The sequence below is a fragment of the Paenibacillus sp. QJM3NY_38 genome (assembly GCF_056173265.1).
In genome coordinates this window covers 2,598,085-2,620,017 of sequence record NZ_CM149665.1, presented here as the reverse complement: position 1 = coordinate 2,620,017, position 21,933 = coordinate 2,598,085, and the positions used below count along the sequence as shown (strand labels likewise).

General features: G+C 50.1%; 16 protein-coding genes. All 16 read right to left on the bottom strand.

Annotated features, from left to right (window positions below):
* Positions 1 to 33: 33 nt before the first annotated feature.
* Entirely contained in the window at positions 34 to 684 is a 651-nt protein-coding gene (locus AC0VZ8_RS11755; protein WP_475486947.1) for an S-layer homology domain-containing protein, read from the bottom strand.
* A gap of 13 nt (positions 685 to 697) precedes the next feature.
* Positions 698 to 9,823 (bottom strand): phage tail tape measure protein, encoded by a 9,126-nt coding sequence (locus AC0VZ8_RS11750; protein WP_475486946.1) that lies wholly within the window; start codon positions 9,821 to 9,823, stop codon positions 698 to 700.
* Positions 9,824 to 9,890: 67 nt separating this feature from the next.
* Positions 9,891 to 10,229: a hypothetical protein gene (locus tag AC0VZ8_RS11745; protein ID WP_475486945.1), complete on the bottom strand. Its 339-nt coding sequence runs from the start codon at positions 10,227 to 10,229 to the stop codon at positions 9,891 to 9,893.
* Positions 10,230 to 10,249: 20 nt separating this feature from the next.
* A complete protein-coding gene (locus tag AC0VZ8_RS11740) occupies positions 10,250 to 10,729 on the bottom strand; it encodes a hypothetical protein (RefSeq protein ID WP_475486944.1) in 480 nt (159 codons plus the stop codon).
* A gap of 124 nt (positions 10,730 to 10,853) precedes the next feature.
* The gene (locus AC0VZ8_RS11735; RefSeq protein ID WP_475486943.1) at positions 10,854 to 11,681 is read right to left on the bottom strand and encodes a hypothetical protein; all 828 of its coding nucleotides are present in this window, start codon (positions 11,679 to 11,681) and stop codon (positions 10,854 to 10,856) included.
* 31 nt (positions 11,682 to 11,712) lie between these two features.
* Complete coding sequence (locus tag AC0VZ8_RS11730) at positions 11,713 to 12,153, bottom strand: hypothetical protein (protein ID WP_475486942.1); 441 nt, start codon at positions 12,151 to 12,153, stop codon at positions 11,713 to 11,715.
* Between the two features lie 12 nt (positions 12,154 to 12,165).
* Positions 12,166 to 12,906, bottom strand: a complete 741-nt coding sequence (locus AC0VZ8_RS11725) for a hypothetical protein (protein ID WP_475486941.1) — start codon at positions 12,904 to 12,906, stop codon at positions 12,166 to 12,168.
* Positions 12,907 to 12,911: 5 nt separating this feature from the next.
* A complete protein-coding gene (locus tag AC0VZ8_RS11720) occupies positions 12,912 to 13,523 on the bottom strand; it encodes a hypothetical protein (RefSeq protein ID WP_475486940.1) in 612 nt (203 codons plus the stop codon).
* A gap of 6 nt (positions 13,524 to 13,529) precedes the next feature.
* The gene (locus tag AC0VZ8_RS11715) at positions 13,530 to 13,919 is read right to left on the bottom strand and encodes a hypothetical protein (protein WP_475486939.1); all 390 of its coding nucleotides are present in this window, start codon (positions 13,917 to 13,919) and stop codon (positions 13,530 to 13,532) included.
* A gap of 58 nt (positions 13,920 to 13,977) precedes the next feature.
* Positions 13,978 to 14,463: a hypothetical protein gene (locus AC0VZ8_RS11710; protein ID WP_475486938.1), complete on the bottom strand. Its 486-nt coding sequence runs from the start codon at positions 14,461 to 14,463 to the stop codon at positions 13,978 to 13,980.
* A gap of 89 nt (positions 14,464 to 14,552) precedes the next feature.
* The gene (locus AC0VZ8_RS11705; protein WP_475486937.1) at positions 14,553 to 15,524 is read right to left on the bottom strand and encodes a major capsid protein; all 972 of its coding nucleotides are present in this window, start codon (positions 15,522 to 15,524) and stop codon (positions 14,553 to 14,555) included.
* A gap of 59 nt (positions 15,525 to 15,583) precedes the next feature.
* The gene (locus AC0VZ8_RS11700; RefSeq protein WP_475486936.1) at positions 15,584 to 16,018 is read right to left on the bottom strand and encodes a hypothetical protein; all 435 of its coding nucleotides are present in this window, start codon (positions 16,016 to 16,018) and stop codon (positions 15,584 to 15,586) included.
* Positions 16,018 to 17,481, bottom strand: a complete 1,464-nt coding sequence (locus AC0VZ8_RS11695) for a hypothetical protein (RefSeq protein ID WP_475486935.1) — start codon at positions 17,479 to 17,481, stop codon at positions 16,018 to 16,020. Before AC0VZ8_RS11695 ends, AC0VZ8_RS11700 begins: the two co-directional genes overlap by 1 nt.
* A gap of 58 nt (positions 17,482 to 17,539) precedes the next feature.
* Complete coding sequence (locus AC0VZ8_RS11690; RefSeq protein WP_475486934.1) at positions 17,540 to 19,129, bottom strand: hypothetical protein; 1,590 nt, start codon at positions 19,127 to 19,129, stop codon at positions 17,540 to 17,542.
* Between the two features lie 15 nt (positions 19,130 to 19,144).
* Positions 19,145 to 19,918 carry a metallophosphoesterase gene (locus AC0VZ8_RS11685; protein WP_475486933.1) on the bottom strand — a complete coding sequence of 258 codons (774 nt, stop codon included), beginning with the start codon at positions 19,916 to 19,918 and terminating at the stop codon, positions 19,145 to 19,147.
* A 305-nt stretch (positions 19,919 to 20,223) separates the two neighbouring features.
* Positions 20,224 to 21,930: a hypothetical protein gene (locus tag AC0VZ8_RS11680; RefSeq protein WP_475486932.1), complete on the bottom strand. Its 1,707-nt coding sequence runs from the start codon at positions 21,928 to 21,930 to the stop codon at positions 20,224 to 20,226.
* Positions 21,931 to 21,933: the final 3 nt, after the last annotated feature.

Below are 21,933 nucleotides of genomic sequence, written 5' to 3'. Positions count from 1 at the left end.
ACTTTAGATTAGACAGAAAAGGAGTAGGTCGCCCTACTCCCTGATGATTCGCTCTAGTAGCCTTTTGGTTCTCATGAGGAATGTCACGAACTCAGCTCTCGTCATGAAGTCCTCGGGTCTGAAGTACAGAACAGGGGTTCCGTCAAGTTCAGTAACTACGACAATACCGAGGTTAGCCATGTCCTCAATCGCCGTTCTAGCCCAGTGGTCTTTACCTTCAGTAGTCTCAAGGTCTTGGAACTGCACAACGCTAGTGGCATCGTAGCCGTCCTTCTTGATTAGTGTCATGGTCAGCTCGACCTTGTAACCCTTCTGATCTATGTTAGGGTCTCCCTGATGATAGAACACTGGGTCAGACTTGATTGACTCAACCACCCCGTAGTAGATGTTACCTCGCTCATCATAGAACTTATGAGTCCAACCCACGTACATAGAGTAGTCGCGGTACGATTCCTTGTCCTTGAACAACATGTTGAGGATTGCCTTGTAGGACGACACCCCCATCTGATGGAAGTGCGAGGGAGCATTGATGATCTTGATTTCCTTGACCTGGGGTTGAGGAGAAGGTGTGGAGTAAGGCTCGATGATCCGAGCCTTTACTTCCACGAACTCCATCCCAGTGTCAACGAACAGCTTACGCTTGTACTTATCATTAGCTGAGCCGAACGGGTCACGTTGGGACATTCAGTTTACCTCCTTACAGTCCTTTATAGTTACTGCCCATGTTCGCCTTAACATCATTAGCGAACTGGTTGACGAGACCACTGTTGTTCTTCTTGAGTGTCTTCTCAAGAGCAGAGGTCATTTTCTCAACGTCCTTGGTATCGCCTGTCATGTTGTCGATGTTTACATGAACAGTGACGTTACCCGCCCCCACCATAACGCTCTTGTGGGTGTTGTTCTTAGTCATGTAGTCGAAGTAATCCATGACCTTGAGACCACTTGGCAGGTTGAAGGTCGATTGAGATTGTGAGGTGTTCTTGTTGATCTCAGCAAGGTTCTTAGACTGCTCAACGCCGATGGACTGAAGCTGTTTGAAGATCGTCATGTACTCATCGGAGTTAGGGTTGAATCCCCCAGTTTTCAGGAGAGTATCCCATTCAGTCTTGAACCCTTCCAACTGGGCATTCACGTCAGCTACTCTTGCCTTCTCAAGTGCCTTGACTTCAGGGGCATCGTCCTTCCCGCCGTTAGCCGCCAGGAGATCGTACATCCTTTTGTCGTAGTCCATTTGAGTAAGGTCGAGCTGATCGGTCATCTTACGTTGGAGTTCGTCGATAGCAGAGTTCTTGACACCATCAATCTCAAGCTCTGTTTGAGCCTTCTGTGACTTCAGGTTATCAAGCTCAGCGCCCACCTTGTCCTTCTCATCGCCATCAGCCATCAGGTCGTAAGTCTCCTGTAGCTTCTTGATCGCTTCATCGAAGAACTTCAGGTTTTCTCTGAGGTACTGCTCCATGAGATCACGCATTTGCTTAGAGTCCTCACGAACACCGCTGATGAGAAGTCGGGAACGGTTGATTTGGTAAGTAGACTCGTTATGAGTCACGCCCTTGTTCATCTCACCACTGATCTTAGCCATCAGAGCGTCCAGGCTCTCATAGTCGAGAGTTTGGTTAGCACCGTCAGTTGCAGGGTCAAGCAATCCGTCCTTGTTGGTGTCAAGAGGATGGTACTTGTTCTGCTCCTCCAACTTCTTGTTAAGCTCCATTTGGGCTTCAACCTTGGCTTCAGTTGCTTCCTGCTCGTAGTTGTACTTACTTGCAAGGGTTTCTTCGACGTACTTCCCGTCACCGTCACCTACAGCCTTGAAGCCTTCCCAGTAGTCGCCCCAAGAAGGTGCATTACCGCCGAGCATATTACTCACTCCGCTGAAGGCACCGTCCCAAATAAGGTTAGCCCCTTTCCACCAAGCACCCAAGCCCGAGGATTCCTCCCAGTCTCGGAAGTTGTTGGCAAGCCCTTCCTTATTCTCAGCTCGGATACCCTTCTTCTCAGAGTCAGTCATCCCCATTGCAGTCAGTGGGTCGAGAGCCGCCATCAGAACGTCTGCCCCCGCCAACGCCGCTCCCAGGTACGGGATTGCTTTCAGCGGTCTTGCAAGCTTCAGTCCTTTAGAGAGCGTCTTACCAACGCCACTAATCTTACCGAGGATTCCTTTACCTCCCTTAGCCGCATCAGCCACGTTATCAGCCGCTCCTGCCGCCGCTCTACCTCTACGGACATCCCCTTCAGTAAGCGGGTTTCCGTTACGGTCGGTCATAGGTCTACCGTTTGCATCACGGGCAGGGATACTGTCTCTAGCCATGTCGATCTCAGACTGACGGATAACATTTCCGTTAGGGTCACGGAGGATATCACCGTTATTGTCCCGAGCAGGGGCTTTCTTGTTGAACAGAGAACCCAGGCTCTTAGTTTGGAACACGTCCTTGATCTTAGTGAACACACCTCGCTTGCCGCCACCGTTAGGAAGCAGGTCTTTTGCCAAGAGACCCATCATGGCGTACTCAGCAAGACCCATACCAGTCTGACTCGCGGCACCTGCGGCACCTACACCCATTTCGTTTACCCCGAGGGCACCCGTGAGGTGGGCACGTTCAAGCTCCTTCATCTTGTTGACATACTTGGTAGCGTCCAGGGTTCCCTCTCTGAAGGAGTCGTTGAGCTTGTCAACTTCTCTTTTCAGCTTCGAGATGTCATCGTCCGACATTCCTGCTTCCTTACCGATCTTATTGATCTCCGCATCGTATCGGGAAGCATCGACCGCCCCCGACTGGAACTCACGGTTCAAGAAGTTCAGGTTGTTTCTCAGTTGTGTCGAATCCATACCCATGTCATCCATTGCCAACGTCAGTGCCTTAGCACGGTTTTGGAGCTGAGTCATTGCCTGACCGTTTTCACCAAGCTCAGTGCTCAGGGCTTCAAGACTACGTTTCGTCTTAGCGTCCTGCTCATCAAGGGAACCAAGCTCCTTACGAAGCTGTTCAACCTCTTTGCTCTTGGCTTTAGCAGTGTTGTCTGCTTGGTCACGCTCAGCGGCATGGAAGGAAGCGGCTGTGGTATCCCCATCAGCGACAGCCTTCTGATAGAGTTCTTGGTGCTGATATCGTTTAGCTTGCAGTCCGAGAACTTCACCCTCCTTCTCCACGATCTTGGTGTTCACTTCAGCACGGCGGGAGTTACGAGCTTCCGCACGGCTTTGATGCTGTGCCATCTCCTCTTGGATACCGATCCGTCTAAGGTTCTCCATCCGAGCGTTTTCGTTAAGAGCCATACCGTAGCTCTCAATCTTACCCGCATGTTTCTTCTTATCCGCATTGTCAATAGCATCACTCAGCTTGCCCCACGCGATTCTGACACCCACACCCGCCATGATACGAGCGATAAGACCCATCGTGTCAGCAATACCACCTGCGTTATCCCCGACAATGCGAAGGAACGCTGTGAGGTATGTCGCAAGGTTGGAGAACTCACCTTTCAGTTCCTCCCAAGCTTCGTAAGTAGCGACCTGCCAGGAGGTTTTAATTTGGCTCTGACGGAATTTCCAAGTGTCCATCATACCTGCACGGATGTACATGGCAGTGTTCTCGTCAGCCCCTTGGATTTGAGCAACATAAGCATCAATAGACTCCTTGACACTCAGCTTGCCATCTCCGTCCTTGTCACTACCTTCTGCATCTCCTGTTACGTGCATTACCTTCTCCATTGTGTGTTGAAGGTCAGCCGTGAACGCGGATACCGCCGCCGCACTACCCATGTGCCATTGAGGGAATAGCTTCTGCCACATTTGGATGCGGGACTCATCGTTCATGGTTGCACTTGTCTCAAGGATACTAGCGAAGATGTCCGAGAAGTCTTTCTGTGAACCGTCCTCGTTGTACGGGTTGAGGTTTCCGTACATCTCAGGGTTCGTAGCCGCCATTGCCGCCAACTCATCTCGACCCTTTTTGGTGTAAGGTTTGTCGAGGATCGCTTTCCAGAATGTACCTGATTCCGCACCCGAACGTGCAGTTGCCTGTACGAACATGGAGGAGTACGCGATGGAGTGAGCGAGTGCAGACTCTTTATCCTGATCGCCCATCGCGTTACGGAACATGGAACCTGCCTTCTGTTGAGTTGCGATAAGGTCTTCGATCTTAGCCTGGGAGATGTTCGCCGCCATAATCATCATGTTAGTGACTTTATTGAGGGCGTAACCACTGATACCCCATTGGGAGGAGATAGCTTCAAAGCCCGTAGCAGTTTTCTCTACGTCTACTTCCTCAATCGAACGAACCTTAGCAACTTCCTTGGCGAAAGCGGTGGCTTCATAAGGGTTGTCGTACCTACGGGAAGCGATGTGGTAAGCCAGTCCCACTTCCTCTTGGTCGATACCGTTAAGCAGGGCAATCATTTGAAGGTCTTTAACGGCACCAGTTTTCATGTACTCGTTAACCTGGGCGGTAGCTGTCTCCACCTCAGTAGCCTTCTGTTGCTCAGACAGTGTGCCGCCGTACTTCTCCTCCAACATATCCATTGCACCTTCGACCAGTACCTCACCCAGTCGGGACATGTTTGGAAGCATTTCGGGAGCTGTCACTTCTTCCCCGTTGACGCTCGTGGTGTAAGTTCCACCCGTTTGCTCAAGGTATTTGATTTGGAAGTTCTGAGTTGCCTTAGCCAGTTGGTAGTCCATTTCCTTAGCTGACTGGAAGGATTCATGCAGGAGCATTGTAGGGTAACCCATAGCCGCACCCGCCGTGATGTAGCGCATCGTGTTAAGCACCGAAGTACCAAACCCTCCAAGCATACTGTTGGATTGTTGGTTACGCTTGTCTTGGACAGGGTTACTCATGTAGTTTCCGAGAATGTCTCCCGATCTCCCCAGGTTTGATCCAATGGAACTGGAAGCTCTCAGGGCGTTCTGCGTGACCATCTGCAAAGCTTCGCTGTGCTTGAACAACTCACCCGTAGCTTTGTCAATGGAACCAGTCAGTGTTCTGAGGTTGCCCTCAGCATCCCGCATCTTCGCTGTCCAGGTATTCGTAGCGTTATTCACGTTCAACTGTGTGATCTCGTAGCCTTTGAGAGCATCTACGGTCTTCAGCACAGCGTTCAGTTGCTCTGTGAATACTGCCTTGTCACCTTTCAGAATGTTGGATTCACCGATCTTCTCGCCGCGCTTCTGCTTCTGAGCTTGCAACGCCTTCAGCTCTCTGTTGGTCTTCATCAGCTCGTCGCGGTACAGTCGCGCTTGTACGATGTCACCATCCGTGATTGCTTTGTCGATCATTTCACCGAGCTTAGCAATCGAGGACACATCTACAAGGTTGTCGAGCTTCAGTGCTTCCAGGTCTCTACGGAGCTTGATGAGCTTCGTTTGGAAGGACTCGTCTGCCGCCAGTGCGTTATATCTACGAGCGATCTCAGCCAGTTGGATGTTCAGGGACTTCATCATAGCCTGTACGTTAGCCGCATCCGTGTCGTTATTGATAGGAGACGCTGTTACAGAACCGATACGAGCTTTGTGTGCATCCAGGTCGGATACCAACTTAGCGTAGTCATCGGAGGACAGCTTACGAAGGTACTTGTCCTTCATCTTATCCATAGCAACCGTTTGGTTGGCATCGTACATTCTGCGATTCAGGTCTACCCCCGCCAACCGATTAGCGACCTTCTCCTCTGCAATGCGCTGAGCTTGCAGTTCGAGAACACGGTTCAGGGCATCCTTAGCAGGGTTCATCCGAGTAGCATCAGTAGCTACCGCATTGATGGCGTTCTGCACCGCTTGAATCTCCGCTTGATCGACCTTACCGATCTGACGAATCTTTTCAAGCTTAGCGTTCAGGACATCCATCTCACGGGACACTCTGTTATCCTTCAGCACGTTATCCCACGATGTAGCGATCTCCTTCACACGGTTCAGGATAGTCGCCATGTCTTCCTTGATAACGGACAGGCTTGAGAAGTCCGTGATTGGGCTTCTTACAAGGTCACCTACCCGACCAAGGTGGTTGGATACTTGAGACTGAAGGGTAGCGTAGTCTTCATTGGACAATTTGTTACGGTACTTGCCTAGGAGCCTGTCAGCCCCCACCCGTTGATTGTCCTCGAACACTCTCAGGCGTTCCTCCATAGCCATCTTGCTATTAGCGAGAGACTGCTGACGAACCATTTCCCTCTTAGCTTCGGATTCAGCTTTCGCTTCGGCTTTGCGCTGTTCCGCTTGAAGTGCGCGGTTATCTCTCACGAGATCAGCGTAGTAGTCCTTGGCTTGACTGAACTTCGTAGGGTCAGAGTACGATCCGTTGATGAGGTCTCCCAAGTGAGCGATCTTATTGATAGGTAGTTGACTGTTCATGAGAAGTCGGTTCATCTTCTCACTAAGCTTGTCAATCTGCCCCTCCATACCGCTGACCTTCGCCATTCTGTCGAACCCTTTGGAGATTACGTCAAGCTCACGGTTCAGCTCACGCATTTCCATCCGAGCGTTGGTGATGTCTTTCTCGTTGATGATGTCGGAGGATGCGAGTCTATTGACCTTAGCCTGTACCTCGTTCAGGTAGTTCTCAAGCATAGTGAACTGTTCAGGGTTCAGCTTGTTAAGGAACTTGGTCTTCATACCCTCAACGTTTAATTGAGTGTCGTACCCGTATTCCCTCAGCTTACCTTTCATCTCAGTCGCATTAGCTTGAGTCGTGGAACCCATGTTCATCTTACGGAACTGTTCCACTGTATATCTCAGAGACAGGGAAGCATCCAGGATTGCATCACGCAGGGTTTGGTAGGGCGACTGATCTCCAACGCGGTGTCCTTGTTGGAATCTGCTGATCGCTTCCTGCACCCGAACCAAGTAATCCTTGTCGAGGAAGTTGTGGAGCTGACCTTTCTGCTCAGTGGTCAGGTCACTATTCTCGAAACGGTTCTTGGTGTTCAGCACCTTAATCTGCGCTTCTCTCTCCCAACGGTTCATCATATCGAACTCGTTGTAACCCTTAGGCATCTTGTCTACCGATAGGTAGCGAGGGTCTACCAAGGAGTTAGAGTTCCTGTATGGGTTCCCTACTAAGGTGAAGTCAGTTGACTCCCCGAATGGGAATGGACGTTGTTGAGCCGCCGCATTCACCGCCGCGCCCGCAGGTGGACGGTACCCGATGCTTTGAGTTACAGGAGGAAGGTTCTTAATTCCGTCAATGGCACCCTTGTAGAATGAGTCCAGGTTCTTGGTCAGTGCTTCGACCATACGGAACTGAACAGTGTCCATCATCTCTCCCACACGTCTCACCATTACGTGAACGCTAGTCAGGTCAGGCTGAATGTCTACCTTACCAAGAGCTTCACCGTATGCAGAGATCGCGGAAGTTGTGTTCTTAGCCACGGAGTTATGGAACATGTTCATGACCTGACGAACGCCCTCTGTCATTACCTGCCCAGTAGCCTTCTCAAGGGATACTCCCACCTTGAACGCCTTCTCCCAATCGGATACTCTATCGAACCCTTCTGCTGTAGCCAGGGCACGTCTTACATCCTTGTGGAGTTGTTTAGGGTTCATGAAGATTGCGTTCGCTCCATCAGCGATACCGCCCACGCCTTCGATCACTTTGTTGGAAGCCATGTGCATCATAGATTGCAGAGCATTCCGCATGTGTGCCATAGGCGCGTCTGCCGCAACGTTGAGTGGAGTTGCTTCAGGCTTCCATGCCGCAATATTTGCCATGACCGCTTCCTCAAGTTTCTTTTGGACGTGGGTGACAGCACCCGAAAGAACCAGTGGCTCCTTAGCATCCAGGAAGGTTACATTGCTGTGAGCGATCATACGGTTCAGCTCAGCACTCAGCTTTCCGTGCATTGCTTCAGTTGTAGCGGCAGTCATTGCGAATGCCCCGAACGCATTGTCTACGGCTTTGGAGAACTCGGTGACCGTCTTCTGAAGCGTGGACTCCATCTCTTGCTTGATACGAGCCTGATCGTCTTTCGTGAAGGAAGCGAAGCCCTTAGCGTTGATTCCCTCTGCAAGGGTACGGGCATTCTGCGCCGCTTGGTTGACGATCAGTGTGATAAGCTCCTTGGACTCTTGAGCCATTACAGCATCGAGCTGAGCAGTGTCTTCCGCAGAAGGTTTGGCTCCCGCCCCCTGCCGCAGTTGAGCAAGCAGGTGTTCTGACTGAGTACTAAGGATCGCTTTCAGTGCTGTATTGATCGCAGTAGTGGTGCCTTCAGGCAAAGTAACAGAACCTACGGTACCTGCTTCTCCGTGAGGTACAGCTTTGAATCCTTGAACCATCTCTTTAATCACGTTCTCAATCTCAGCTAGAACGCGAGGACGGAGTTGGTCTACAGGAAGCTCTACTCTAACCTCACCCAACTTAGAGGAGTCGTATCGGAAAGAGGTTACGTTAGTGATAGCACGAGCAAAGGAGTTGAGGACTTCCTTGTTGCTTGCTGTCAGTTGAGCTGTCATCTTATCCAAGGACTCCTGGGAATCCACGAGCATCTTGGCTCTCATCTGCTTAGACCACTCGTTGAAGTGGGAGATGATGAGGTTGAAGTCGATGCCCAGGTTTGCTTGGGACAGGTTCTTCACTGCACTCTCAGCAGATGCAATCAGAAGCTCCTGCACTCCCTTGATACTAGCAACCCATTTGTTCGTTTCTGCCGAGCCTTTAGTGGATGCGCCCGAGGACGGGTCGATACCAAGACGAGCCGCTAAGCCAGTAACGATGCCATTGATCTCGGCTTGGATGTGGTTGTTCACGATATGCCCTACATTGTCGAGGGTAGCCTTGTAGTTGGCGTACTCCTTAGTGCCGACAGGGATAGTCTTGATTTCCTCACCAACAGACGTGATAAGAGAACCGACCTTATCGACAACAGTAGTTCTAAGCTCTTGAATCTTACCCATTACAGCAGTAAGCTCTTTGCTTGTACCGTTCAGTTTCAGACCTTTCAATTCAGCATCGAGTTGAGTGATCTGTGCCACAGTAGTCTCCATAGCCGCACGGAAGTTCATCATTCCCTTATCCAAGTTAGGAAGCTTCTTCAGCTCATCCAGGTTAACGTTCAGGAGATGCTTGTCGATGTCTCCGATGGCTTCCTTGATACGGGATACAGCCATGTTAAGACGAGCAGAGTCGATCTGCACTGGTTGGATGTTACCGATGGTGATGTTCTTAGGATCACTGATGTGCTTCATGAACTCCGAGGATACAGAAGTCATTAGCGTTTTCAGGTGCTCCTCACCCACCTCGAACTTCATAGGCTTAGGAACCTTGGCAAGAGTACCGTCCTTCATCTCTTTCGTAGCCGTACCCCATGCAAAGGACATGCGGTTACTAATCGCCGCTTGAAGTTCCGTGTTGAATCTGTTTTGCAACTCACGGAAGCCATACTCAGAGAACACGAAAGGTTTGACGTTCCCTACCTTGATGGAGGACTGGTCAATGGCTTCCTTGATCTTGGTACGTACTTCAGAAGTCATGCTACTCCACTTCTTCTGAGTCAGGTTAATAGACAGAGGTGCAAGGTCACCCTCGATGGTCACCTTACCGCTAGTCAACTTAGAAGCGATAGCAGACTCTACCGCAGATTGGATGTTCTTTGCATTGAGCTTCAGGTTAGAACCGTCTTTGATCTCTCCGACTGCCTTGGCGATCTTGTCACCAATAGCGAGGTTCATACGCTCTGTATCGTTAGCGACTTTGTGAACAGCGTCCGAGAGGGTATTAAAAGATGTCCCGAGCTTTGAAACCTCGCCCGCGAACTCTCCCGTCTTAGTAACGGACTGTCCAAAGTCCATTAAAATCTCAGTTGTTAATGAGTGTTTTTGCCCTTGAGTTTCAGCCATTACGATCACCGTCCTCATAAATAAATCCCGTTCCACCTTAGTTTAGGCAGAACGGGACAGAACTCACTTATCCTCCGAGAGCTTGTGCTAAGAGACCAATGTCGTCTTCTCCAATCTCGGTATAATCTTCATCATCGAAGGTTCTCTTACGTCTGATCGTACCGTCCTCTCCGACTGACTCTCCTCCCCCACCGCCGCCACCGAACATGCGGAGAGGTGCTGTCATAAGCTCTACCTCGAATTGAATGTATTTCTCGGCTGACTTACACAGCTCCGCGACCTGAGGGAGTGTGTACTCCCAAATCTCCCACTTGTTCAGTCCACAGTGCTTATGGAGGGTGAAGAAAATCTCTCCCCAGTGTAGTGGTTCCTGTGTCTCCACATCACGGATTTCGGTGCCCTCCATCGGCTCCCCCTCGGCGCGTTCTACTTTTTTAGACCGTTCAGACCGATGAGGATGTCGATGACCTTACGGGTAGAGTTTAGATCAAGATACTCGTCCAGGTAATCCCTATTAACGATGTACTCCCCGCCTTCACCTCTAGTGACAATATGCGGATAGTTCTTGAACGCCATTGCGAGAATGTCGAACAAATCTTGCTGACGTTTAGCGTCCTGTTCCTCGTCATCTGTAGGGATGAAGTTGAGGATGATCGCATCCACATTAACTGTCTTCAAGAGCTTCATCAGACGACGAGCATCTTTCAAGTTACATGGGGGAATACGGTACTTCCGTCTATCCCTCAGTGTGATGACTTCATCATCCTCGAAGAAAGCCCGCTCAGCCGCGTCTGCTTCCTCCTGGGTAACCTGCTTATTAGCAGGATCATTCTTAAAACGTTCTGCGGCTTCAGCATTAAGCTTCTCAGCCAGTTCTCGTTCTTCGCGCTCTTTATCTGTTTCCATAAGGTGAACCTCCCCTGAATTTATGTACTCCCCCGAATAATAAAAAACCCTGGCAAGGCAAGGGTCTGTGCAGGGGAGGACACAGATTCCGTTCGATACCTTGCCAGGATTATGTGGTTACGTCTTAGACGCGAGATGTCGCGCTGAAGCGTTTGATGCTTCCCAGTTTACCGTCAGCCCGTTCAGGGTCGAGGATTTGCAGGGAGATTGCGGACGCGGAAGCCGAAGCACGTTGAGCGTTGATGCTGAACGTACCCTTAGCGCGGCACATGTACAGCTCGGTTTCAACACCTGCGAACGTACCGTCTTTTTGTTGGAATGTACCGTGGTGGATCACAGAGATCGGGAACGGTACTTCGTCAACAAGCAGGTCAACCAGGTCTACAACTTCTTCACGCTTGTAGTTCATCACGATGTCTTTACCAACGTGAGCGTTGTTCAGGACAACTACTCCATTGGTGTCATCGAAGAAGAACTCATCAGCCGCGACAGTCGCAGGTACAGTCCCGCCAGGAAGTTTCTTCAGCAACTTGTTCGCGTCCTTCAGTCGGACAGCAAGCTCTCCGTCAGCTCCGTAGATAGTACTTGCGAAGTTAGGAGTAACCTCAGCGAAGCCCGAGTTGAACGTGCCCGCAGTCGCGTTATCCTGTTCATTCAGCACCCATACGAAGGAGTTCACTTGCTCTTGTACTGTAGAACCCATCATCAACTGAATGGCATCCAGGTCGAACTTCGCGTCCGTAGCAGATACCTCAATCGACTTGGACTTAACCAGTACGTCAATTGCGAACAGACCGTCACCACCGAAGATGTCCTCAAGTTCTACGTTGAGGTCGATTTTCAGGTCTTGCAAAGTACCGAGAGTAATGACCTCTACAGCACCCAACGGGTCAGCAGGAAGGCGTTTAGCCATGAAGGTACCTACGCCCTTGATAATCATTTTCTTTGCCATCGACTCGTTCACTCCTTTTGTTAGTAAAAGTCTACTCCTCAAGAGTCACTGAGAACTCAATGACTACCGTGAAGCAATACGTGTTTGTCGCATCAACATCCGTCTCAAACCCTTGAACGAAGTAAGACTCGAAACTCTCGATGTCTTGCATGGGGTGAAGCTCTCCGTCAAACAACTTAATGATTCTGTTTGCGAGACGTTGTGCAGTGTCCACATCATCACTGGTGTAGATGTCAAACACGAACGGGCAAACATACACATAGTGGTTATCAGGATTGCGTCCTCCGTTAGGTGTGTAAAAGGTCACTAACGGCATGTTATCCTCGACCAAGTTAGTTGGCTTGTTTCTCTTTTGAATGCGTCTCGCCTTAACGAGGTTGTCGGCACTAGCCCCTACTCCTAAGTAGTTTAGAACGTCAGGGTCATTCGCTAACACCTTGTAGATACCGTTGTATAAATCCACGACTGCCATTAATACTCCCCCTTAATCTTTTCCGAGAGTGAAAGTCTTTTTGGCTACAAGGTATCTTCTCGGGTCTACCTTGCTAATAGCCGATTTATATTGTTCCAACACGAACTTCTTGGTCGAGTACTTAGTTATTGCTTTCCTGAACCAAAACTCTCCCTTGAAGTCTTGTCCTATTCTCTTGAGTACGGGTCTTCTCTCGCCACCTCTTGGTGAGTTGGTTACACGAGTGTTTCCCCCAAGGTCTCGCCAACGACCTTTCTTGTCTTTTGGCTGAAATACCGAACGGGTTACGGATGGTTGACCTGCACTTCTCCACGGGTTCGGGTCTGCCATGCTTTCAGTCCAGTATCCTGAAGGGTCTTGCTTCCCACCGATACCGTACTCGTAGTAGAGACCGACATATGATCTCTTGAACGAGGAGTTCTGCTCCATTGCTCCGACACCCATCTTCAGGAGTGTTTGAGCCTTGCCGCCCACCGCGCTTGACATCCACTCGGTCTGTAGAGCAACAATCGAAGCGATCATATCGTTCCTGCGATCACGGTCACTCATTGGAGCCTGACCTTCAATACGTACTGTCTTCTTCTCCCTCATATCGAGCTTCCTTGCATTGGCGAGTGCTTCAGCTAGGATGCTCTGTCTGATGGTCATGGTAGCCGCCTTGAGTTCTCTCTTGAGATCAGTTAGGAACTCCTGCTCCTTGAAGTAAATGATGTTGTTCTTCTCTGAGGGTCTTCCTCGTCCACCCCGTGCCATCTACATCACTTCCTTGTCTCGGTACAAACGTCAATCATGACGCACCCCTCGAAGCTGACAAAATCAAGAGCGTCTACCTTGAACGGGGATTTCTTTCCGTTGATAGTAAGACTGATCTTGTCTAGGAGCTTCACGTCAATCAGCGGGGCGTAGATGCGAAACTCCACCTCAGGGAGTAGACCCATATTCTTCTGCTCAATAACCGCTCGTCCCGACTCCACATAAACCCAAAGGTCTTCTGCTACCGTCACAAGGGACTTCTTGATGTTCCCGTTTTCGTCTGCGGTCTCCTCAATCCGCTCCAAGGAGATAGAGCTGTTGCATTCAAGCATCCTACAGATCGTGGCAATCTTGTCTGACTGCACAATCTCATCCATGGAAGCCAGTACAAGGTAGTGCGTACCCGTAATGGCATTGCGTACCAAGTTTCCGTTGTGAACAGTGATCTCGGGAATGAACTGCCCTTGTCTGTGAGCTTCCAGGGAAATCTCAGCGTAGGATACCTTGTTTGCTCTACCTAGGAGGGCTTTGGTCGTTTCAACAACGACTCCCGTGGAGTCAATTACCTCAACGGGAGAGCCTTCGTCCAATATGATCTGTCGCTTAACGTCCTTCACTTCTCATCACGCCCCCGTATCCCAGTTTCGATTAGAGGTGATCTTGCTAATGAGCGGAGCATCTACTCCGTCACCATCAACCACAACCGTGCTGATCTGACTTAGGGATGTTTCGTAATCCGCAAGGAACTGTTGTGCCCTTTCATCCCAATCAACTCTCTCCTTCTTCCACTTCACGTCAATGGTCGATACCTCTTGGTTAACCCGCCGCCCCATGCTAGGGGCGATCAGGTAACAGATGTATGAGACCACAGCATTCTGAATCAGTAGGAGATCGACTGCATCAGTGATCGAGGAGTACTCGGGCACCCGCTTGGTGACGATTGCTTCAGCAAGGTCTACGTACAGTGGTTGGTTAATGTCCGTGTCAGGAACCTCAGAATCTTTCGCTCCCAACTTAGATCGAACGACTGTCTCGTAACCAGTTGTCAGAATAAGCATGGTGCCCCTCCTTTTAGTTAATGAACTGCTCGATACGAACCGTTGGTCGGCTTGCAGATCGAACGAATACCTTCACAGCACCCTTGAACTCTTTCGACTCCCCTGGGGCAGTACGGTCAGCAGGATCGAAGCTAACCATATCCACGTCCGAGTACAGGTCTCCCGCACCCAGGTTCGTGATAACCACACGCTTAGCTTCAGGGTGTACGCCGATGATCTTGTTCTCGTACAGACGGAGCTGATAGTCGTAGGCTACTAGCGGCTCATCGTCGTTAGCCTGGACTGCACCATCATTGCTTGGGGCTTCAGGCTGTTCTTGCCCGACAACTGCTTCGCCAGTTCCTCCTTCTTTCTCTTGAGTTCCTGTGTCTGCTTGTCCATCCTGACCTTCCTCCTTCTCCTTGAGCAGTGCTCTCAGCTCGTTATATTCCAGTCCCTCGATCTGCTCAGCAGGTACACCGAGGTCTTTAAGTGCTTTGATTACGTCAGCCTTCTTCATGGGGATAGCCCTCCTCAATTGGTTTTGATATAAGAAAAGTCGCTACCGCTAGGCGATAGCCTTACAGTAGCGACCTATTGTGGCGTGGATTAGGAGAACGGAGTTACCGCGTCTGCAAAGATGAAGCCCGCAACATCGGAGATCATCTTTTGGTTGTACCAACGCTCAGCTTCTACGATGGTAGCCTTACGACCAACCTCGTACCACTTACGTACTTGTACAGCACCTTGGTTGTCCTTATTCCACATGAAGCTGTATCCGAGGGACACTTGCTTCTTACCAGGGCGCGGTGCGATGTAAGCAAGAACTACCGAGGTTCCCCAAATGTAGTTCAAGTCTTCACGCTGACCTGGGAGGTAAGAACCTGCATTCGTGGCATCAGATACCAGAGCAGAACCTACCAAGAAGTTATCAACGCCGAACACTGCTTTCAGCAACTCTTGCGAGATGATGCCGCGCTCAACGTACTTGATAACGTCCTTGATCTTAGGGTGAAGTTTCAGCACGTTCAGCACTTGCTCGGACATAATCATCGTGTTAGGACGAATACCCGATTTCTTGTGCAGTGCTTCCTTCGCCTTGTGAACGTCCATGATTGGATCAGAGTTATCGTAGTCACTCCACTTGTACGTACCCGCCGAACCGAGCGTCAGGCGCAGGTCGTTGTGGTAGTTGTTCGCGTTCATGACTTGGTTAGCCGCGTCAACCTCTTTGTTCAAGAGGATACCTTCGGTAACAAGCTCCGTACCTTCACTTTCCAGGTCGAACTCCTCATCGGCGTTAGCCGTTTCTTCGTCAGCAATAGCGTGACGCAGGGCGTGTCCCTCAGTGAAGTACGTATCATTGGAAAGAGTCCAGTTGATCTCATTCGCTTCCGTACCAGGGGCACGAAGGTCGTTATGAGTACGGAACTTCTCCATACCGTACACGTAGTAACGGTCAGACTGCTTCTTAACTTCCAACGGTTTGAAGATAGAGTCAGCGATATACGCTTCATTCTTGTAGCCGATGGAGATGTTCGACAGGGTTTTGTCGATATGCACCTTCTGAACTGTAGGCATCTATGTCACTCCTTAATTAGTTGTGGGATGGGGAAGGCTCCGTTACCGAAGCCCCTTTACTACTTAGTGAAGATGTGGTACTGCATCCGTACAGGGATTACATCACCTGCAACCCCGCCCTTTTCAGCGAAGCCCAGTACGTTGTAAGTTCCCGCAGGAGCGTTGTCCACGGAATCACCCTTACCACCTGCAACCGCGTAGATGCGGTCAGTTACCGACACGGTTCCATCGAGGGTAACCAGTGCGATACCTTCCAGTTTGATTGCAATTTGGCGACCTGCTTGAGAACCACCATCACGCAACGGGTCATCTAGTCGCTCGTCGTTGTCGGCTACACCCAATGGGATAGCATTGGCACCTGAAATTTTCGTCAGGTCTTCGCCGCTGTGCTCAACGATGCGGTACAGAGGAATCTCGTTCTTCCCTGTGTCAGGGTTGACGTTAGACTCGTCAATGCGGTAAGACTTTTGAAGTCTCGTGAATTGACCTGCCATTACTCAGCACTCCCATCTTGGTTGGAATATTTCTTGAACATGAGCTTCGTTGCATCCGTAATGGAGACACCTTGCTCTTTCGCGTACTTGTTAGCTTCATCAGCTACGAAGTTACGGAACTCGGTCTCGGTCTCGAAGTCCTCTCGGGATTTCGGTTGACCGTTGTTCAGGCGTTGTTCTCCACCTGCACTACCGTCAGTAATCCGTGCTCCTGCAAAGCGAGTGTTGACCTCAGCTTCAAAGCCTTGGATTACCTCTTTGATCTCAGCAACGGACAAGGTTCCAAGGAACTTCTCGTACATTGTCTTGTTGAAGGCATTACCTTGTGCTCGTACACCAAGGTCGAGAGCTTGTTCAGACAGGTCTTGACGATAAGTGTTAGCCAGTTCAGCCTTCTCCGTCAGCTCCTCGTTCGTGCGAGTCAGCTCCTCGATGGTCACGTCTTTAGTAGCAGAGAGTTGTTTCTCAGCTTCCAAGTTCGTAGCCGCAGTTGCCAGTTCTCCACGAACAGCTTCAAGATCAGCAGTCAGAGTACCAACTTGCGCGTCTTTAGCCGCGAATGCTTCTTTCACTTTGGCAGTCAGTTCATCGGGAGTCTGTGTCTCGGTAATCTCAACACCTACTTGCGAGAACATTGCTTGAAGTTTTGCAAATTCCACTTCGGATTCACTCCTTTGCTTCAGATATTCAGCACCGTTGGTACGATCAGCACTATCCGTGAACAGTACAGAACCATCTCTTGTGTAGTACTGGGTAATAGTCGCGTTCAACGGGATGTTTTTGAAGTTCTCTACTAGATGTAGTTTAGAACCTTTAGATTCTCCGCTAACGCTCTCACCACGAGAAAAGTTATTCTTGATCGTGGCTCTGTTACAAGCACCCGCATATACAAGAGAGTTCTCAAGTAATTCACCGTCTCCGTCCTCTCCCGCGATAACATAACAAGTCTCGGTTCTGAATACTCCGTCATCACCTTTGATCTCGTATTGTTCTCCTGGGTAGTGTGAACAGTTCATGTAGTCACGAATGTCGTGATTACAAAGAGAGCAGTTCCACGTTGCGGCATTGAAGCCAATAGACGTATCGAAGATAGTCCCTGCATCAATCCCCTTTACGAGGTCATCTGTACTCATACCGCTCTCGGTCTGTCGTCCAAGGTCGATATAGAACTGTCCGTAAACTGATTGGGTGTACCCGTATTCCTCATCAAACTCCTCACGAATATCCGCACCGAAGGAGCGACCTACGGGAAGGCTTCTGCTGTTGTGGTTCATCAGAAGCCCTACCCCTCTGTTCGCGTCCTTGACGAATTTCCGAAGGAGGTTCGGGTGCAACTTGGAGGAGTAAGAAGTCACTTGGTCGTCGATCATCATGTTGGGGAAGACATATACTTCCTCCTCAGTCAGCTCTCGGGCAGTGAACTTATTAATCCGCGCAAGTTGCTCGGGTGTTGGTCTTGGCATTTGAACACCTCCTGGATTCATCAACTCTTAACTTAGAGTAGACACTTCCCCTCAAACATCACTTGGTGGTGTCTGAGGAGTCTGTAGGTGTCTTCTCGTCTGTAGTGCCGCTTGTTGCCCCGCCATCCTTGTTCTGAACTGTGCTCTTACCAAGGTGCTCCCAGTCAGGCTCAGCAACGGCAGGAGCGCCCACAGCACCAATAGAAGCCGTGTCTTGGTCAACCCAACCTTGGTCACGCTTGTAAGCCCAGTTCTGAAGTGCGATCTGCTCGAATTGTGCTTGCTCAAGCTCGGTACGAATTTCTACAGGCTCGAACTTAAATTCCACAACCCCTTGCTTGCCCATGACGTTGAGGTACAGCGTGAGTGCGCGACTCATGATTCGCTCGACAACCTCTTGCATGGCTTCTACACCTTTCAGGTAGAGCTTGATCTCCATCTTCGCAAAGCTCTCTGTGTTGCCCGTAGAGCGTCTTCCGAGGATGGTGGATAGTGTTTTAAGTCCTGCTGTGATAAGCCCGTCAATGGCTCTCATAAGCTTCTCAGGGTCGATCAGGGAGCCACCTCCACCGCCGCCCTTGCCGCCGACCATCCCGATCTCAATGGAGTTGAAATGCACGAACGTGTCGTCCACTTCCAGGTCGTTGTACATGTCGATGATTTCTCTCAGCTTCTCGTTGAGCCACTTCTGCTTCTCCTTCTCGTTGTTCCGAATGTTGATAGGCATACGTTGAAGGAGAACGTCCTCAAGGATGGTGATGTCAAAGCGTGGGTAGCCTTGGTTGTGGACTACCGCCTTGATGTCATTCAGAACTTGCATTTGGAACATCACCATGTTGATTGCACCTATTAGCGGAGAACGTCCATATGGATCGTCGATGCGGGCATCTAGTGTCTCGTATAGGAATGTAGGGATGTCCAAGCTGATTCTGTCTGTATCCTGGTAAGGGATGTATCTCTCGTTCTCGTACTTAAAGGTGATCGTCCCTGGGTCTACAGGGGCGAAGAATGCCACGTTCTTCAAATCCTGGGTAAGAACCAACTCAAGTGCGCCCGCCCCACGGGTCACCACGCTCAACAAGAGTGAGTTCAGTACTTTATGGATTGAGTGAGATGGCTCGAACTGCATGATGTTCGGTGCTTCAAGGCGTTGGAATAGCTCTCGAATCAGCTTCTCTCCTGCCTTGTCTGTCTTGTCACTCCCGACCTTGTACACGTTTGTAGTGAACTTTCCTCGCCCGAGACGTAGGAAGTTCCACAAGGCGAACGATACGTCAGGGTGAGCGTCGATCAGAATGTCCAAGAGGTCTTCAATGGAGGAAGACGATAGTGAACGGTCATCCAGTCGTAAGTCCCGCTGAGCTACACGGCTCAGGGAACCACCCGCACCACCGCCGCCTGTTGCGAACTTAGGAATGGTCGTTCGGGTTCCACCAAACTCAGAAGTGCTTTCTCCCGACCATAGCGGGTCACTACTTGTGGTGATTTCCCCTGCTAAGTTCTGCCCGCGCTTTCTACCGCCACCGATAAAGCTCTTGAGGAATCCCTCTTTGGCTTCAGGTGATCTCTGCGTAGATTGTTGCTGTCGCCCTGTCTTGGCGGTCTTGTTCCTGCGAAACAGGCTTGTAAATCTGTCAAGTAAACCCACTCGTTACACCTCCTCTTAGATCAGATCATCAATCTTATGGAACACTTTGCGATGCTCCTCCGCGAACAACTGAACGACTCCATACCCTGGCAGACTCGCAGGGAAGCCTTTCTGCTCTCCGTAGCCGCCATGGACGAGGGATGCTCCCGTGTTCACGAACATTTGCTTCAAAGTAACAGGCTCGTCCTTCCCAGGTGCGGGCAAGAATACTTCTCTCTCGAACTTCAAGAGCTTGTGCGTATGCCCCATGAAGTACATATGAGCAATCGCTGTTTCGCGCATCTTCAACATGGCGTTGATAACAGACGCTTCCGTAGTACCGCCAGTGGCTCCGTGCCATGCGTATGCGGAATAGGTCTGCCCACTCCCAAGGTTGTAGTTCACGATTCCCGAGAACTTTCCGTATGCGTCAGGTCTACCGATTCGGTGACAGAACTCTTGCATGATCTCGAAGGACGTGTCTCGGATAATACGTTCCTCGTGGTTACCTTCAATTACGATGTCGATCAGGTCTGCTACGGGCTTGAATGTCTCCACCGCCACCTCAAACTGTCTTTGAGTCGGGTACGATTCTTCGTAAACAGAGCGACCTACCGATGTCTTAGTTGCAACCTCCATCAGGTCTCCCATCAAAACGATGCGAGTGCGGTTGCGGTTCTTCACTGCGAATTGCAAGGCTTTATCAAGGTACTTAGGGTTGTATTGTTTATTGCCGAAGTGAATGTCCCCGATTGGCAAGACATACATCGACTGATGAGTACCGCTATAGCCCGATAAGAACTGCTTCATCTCTTAGCTCCTCCCCGCATTTGGTCTTTACATAGATTAGACCGAAACGGGTAGGCGGCAACGCGGCGGCGGGAGGGGTCGGGGAGGGTATAAGAAAAGAGCCTACCGAAGAATGGCAGACTCTTTCAAAAGGGTTCTGAGCACCGCGAGGAATATTAGCTTTGGTTATGCTCAGATTGGTTGTTATTATCTTTATATTCTTTGTGCTCAAATTTTGGGATTTCATGTCCCAAATTTCAGGATTTCATGTCCCAAAAAATAGGATTTCATGTCCCAAAAAACAGGATTTTACCGCACTAAAGCGTCTACGATTTTCGCCGTGCTCCTTGGATTACAGGCATAGCGAAGTGCTCGATAGACTCCACTTCATCGGTCGAGCAAATCCACGAAGCACCTGCACGAGCATCGGAGAAGTCTTTCGTCTTGTCCTTATCGTGGTCGATCTTGTTCCCGTTGATGAGCTTGAGGTGGCGAAGCTCGTCATTAGCGTTCATGTGGGTCTCCTCGGGAATGGTGTGGTCGAGAAGTTCGATCATACCTGTGTAGATCAGACCCTTCAGGTTCGTGTAGATTTGCAACTGGAACGGGTTAGACCAGTTCTTGTCTTCCGCTTCCACGCCGTACTGCATAAGCCGCTGAACAACATCTGCGGAGTTGAACTTATCGAACAGAGCTTTCTTGACGTGAACCTGCTGACAGATCATCTCAAGAATCTCTGCTACATTCAGAAGGTCTACTGGAAGGCGCTCCTTCTTAGAAGGCTTCCATTCGAGAATCAAGTCCTCTACAGGTTTGTTCACCCACTTCTCCACGATCTCCCCATTCTCGTTCACCTGGATAACTGTAGGCTCCGCATGGAATAACGAGATACAGTAGGAGTCCGTTTCGACACCACCGTCACCGCCCAGGTAGTAAGTAAAGGATGGGTCTAGGTTCAGATTGTGTACCTCAAGTCCAAGGAAATGTCGCTCCACACCGTTCTGAAGGGTGCGTGTAGAGATTTTAGTCTGCACCACTAGGTTAGAGCACTGCGACTGTTTACCGACCTGTATAACCTCGTCAATGCGCTCAGGGAACTGGAATAGACCTTCCTTGTACTTGGGTGGAATACACTCATACTTCATCATGGAGCCTTCAGGGTCACGATCATAGTCCTTCTTAAAGGATGCCTGACTCTTAGAGGTGTTTACCTCCCACGTCTTTCCGATCATCCCGTAAACCTCGGGGTCTCCTTGTAGAAACTCCTCGTACTTCTTGAACATGAAGTCATCCTGTGATCTAGGGAAGGAGATGAAGATCATGAAAGACTTGCTCTCGTAACGAGACAACGCAGAGGAACGGAATGTAGCGTAAGCATCTTCAGCCTTATCGTACTCAAAGCCCGCAATCTCATCGAAGATAATTACAAGAGGGTTGTACCCCTCAAAGGAGTCTGCTTCGGAGTGAGCGGAGTGAGCCGTGATATTCTTGTAGAAGCGAATTTGGTTCTTAGTCAACTGGAACTCGTTCGGGGATTTAGGTTCCTGAGAAACCCTTTTGAACCACGGGCAGTTATTCAGACGAGCCTTCAGCTTCTTGAAGTATACGTTGTTCGCCTGATACGCATTGATCGCAACGTTAACCAAGTCAATGTTCTCGTCCTGACCGAACCCAAAGTAGTCCTGAGGGTCATTCATACACGCCAGGAGATAGCCTACGTAAGCCAGTATGCCACTTGCGAGGAAGTCCTTGCCGCTACCCTTCCCGAACATTACAACAAGCTCTGTGACCTGTCTGAGGTCTTCAGCGCACAGCTTCTCGTCGCCAGTCATCTTATACCACAAGATGTCATTACACTTCTCCAACAGCTCTACCTGTTTCCCTGGGTAGGGTTTCTCGTTACAGAAGTCCTTGGACGAGAAGAATGTCACGAGATCGACAGGCTCCTCCCGCCAAATCCCCGTCTTTTGAACGTTACCCTCGGCTAGGTTGATGAAGTCATCCATCAGACTTCCCAAGAGATCATCTGCCATATA

Excerpts from the sequence above, each read along its gene's own strand:
- AC0VZ8_RS11755 (WP_475486947.1), bottom strand. The coding sequence starts at position 684 with ATGTCCCAACGTGACCCGTTCGGCTCAGCTAATGATAAGTACAAGCGT.
- AC0VZ8_RS11750 (WP_475486946.1), bottom strand. The coding sequence starts at position 9,823 with ATGGCTGAAACTCAAGGGCAAAAACACTCATTAACAACTGAGATTTTA.
- AC0VZ8_RS11745 (WP_475486945.1), bottom strand. The coding sequence starts at position 10,229 with ATGGAGGGCACCGAAATCCGTGATGTGGAGACACAGGAACCACTACAC.
- AC0VZ8_RS11740 (WP_475486944.1), bottom strand. The coding sequence starts at position 10,729 with ATGGAAACAGATAAAGAGCGCGAAGAACGAGAACTGGCTGAGAAGCTT.
- AC0VZ8_RS11735 (WP_475486943.1), bottom strand. The coding sequence starts at position 11,681 with ATGGCAAAGAAAATGATTATCAAGGGCGTAGGTACCTTCATGGCTAAA.
- AC0VZ8_RS11730 (WP_475486942.1), bottom strand. The coding sequence starts at position 12,153 with ATGGCAGTCGTGGATTTATACAACGGTATCTACAAGGTGTTAGCGAAT.
- AC0VZ8_RS11725 (WP_475486941.1), bottom strand. The coding sequence starts at position 12,906 with ATGGCACGGGGTGGACGAGGAAGACCCTCAGAGAAGAACAACATCATT.
- AC0VZ8_RS11710 (WP_475486938.1), bottom strand. The coding sequence starts at position 14,463 with ATGAAGAAGGCTGACGTAATCAAAGCACTTAAAGACCTCGGTGTACCT.
- AC0VZ8_RS11705 (WP_475486937.1), bottom strand. The coding sequence starts at position 15,524 with ATGCCTACAGTTCAGAAGGTGCATATCGACAAAACCCTGTCGAACATC.
- AC0VZ8_RS11700 (WP_475486936.1), bottom strand. The coding sequence starts at position 16,018 with ATGGCAGGTCAATTCACGAGACTTCAAAAGTCTTACCGCATTGACGAG.
- AC0VZ8_RS11695 (WP_475486935.1), bottom strand. The coding sequence starts at position 17,481 with ATGCCAAGACCAACACCCGAGCAACTTGCGCGGATTAATAAGTTCACT.
- AC0VZ8_RS11685 (WP_475486933.1), bottom strand. The coding sequence starts at position 19,918 with ATGAAGCAGTTCTTATCGGGCTATAGCGGTACTCATCAGTCGATGTAT.
- AC0VZ8_RS11680 (WP_475486932.1), bottom strand. The coding sequence starts at position 21,930 with ATGGCAGATGATCTCTTGGGAAGTCTGATGGATGACTTCATCAACCTA.